1 protein-coding gene is annotated in these 1,114 nt (G+C 46.3%); it reads right to left on the reverse strand.

The features are described 5' to 3' along the window. Window positions 1-1,091, reverse strand: a 1,091-nt coding sequence (locus tag ACYVRH_RS13115; RefSeq protein WP_461257343.1) for an ATP-binding protein, incomplete at its 3' end; no start/stop codon positions are given. Between the last annotated feature and the right edge of the window lie 23 nt (window positions 1,092-1,114).

Here is a 1,114-nt window from a genome sequence, read left to right on the forward strand (position 1 = left end):
ACGGCGTTAGCGGTAAGCGCAACAATAGGAATTTGCTGGCGCAAATCTTTATTATTGCTTGGAGTTTCACCCGCGGTGAAACTCGCGCTATTTTTTTCTTGTTCTTCTTTTTCCCATGCGCGGATGGCCGTTGCCACTTCAATCCCATCCATGTCCGGCATCATGTGATCCATGAAAATCAGGTCATACTTATTCTGTTTCACCTTCTCTATCGCATCCGCTCCGCTTAGGCAAACGTCAACCTTCGCCTTATAAGGAGACAAAAGTCCCTCGGCCACTTTGAGATTGGTGGCAATGTCATCCACTACTAACAGACGCGCGTATGGGAAGGTACAGCGAATAACGCTGGACTTGCCTGAAACTTCAAAATAATCCTGACGGTCAAGTTTGCCGTTTAGGGTATTGGCAATGGAAAGCGACTGTACCGGTATAGGCACAAAGCGCGCGTTGGGAATAAAGACTTCAGTACCCCATTCTACCATGAGGGCAAGCTGCGGTTTCTTGCCGCCGGGGAAGCCGCCCTGTTCCAACAGCGGTTTTATTTCTTCATAGAGACCGTAACCGGAAAAAATATAAAACCATTCTTCACGGTGCAGGGCGGCGGCAAAATCATCATAATTTGTCACCATAGTATAAGGAACCTTCATATTTTCCAATGACCAGCATACCGATTTGGCGTAGTTGAGCCTGCCTTCGTAAACAAGAATTTTCTTTTTTTCCGGTTCCATAACTGCTGCGAAGGGCGCCTCTGATTCAATGCCCTGTGGAATGACTGCCGTGAATACGCTGCCCTTGCCATATTCGCTTTCCATGCTAATATCCCCGCCCATGGCAATACAAAGCCGTTTAGTAATGGCAAGCCCCAATCCGGTTCCTTCAATACCTTGATTCTTCTTAATATCCACTTGGACAAATTCATTAAAAAGCTTTACCTGATCTTCATATTTTATCCCTTTTCCGGTATCGGCTACTGCCATCCTAAGCCAAATCTGTTTATCATCCCGTTTATCAGCGGCAATGATTAATCCAATATGCCCTTTTTCCGAATACTTTATCGCGTTGGACAGGAGGTTAAGAAGAATCTGACGCAAACGCGTTTCGTCTCCGATCCGCC

This window comes from Treponema sp. R80B11-R83G3 (assembly GCF_054786115.1).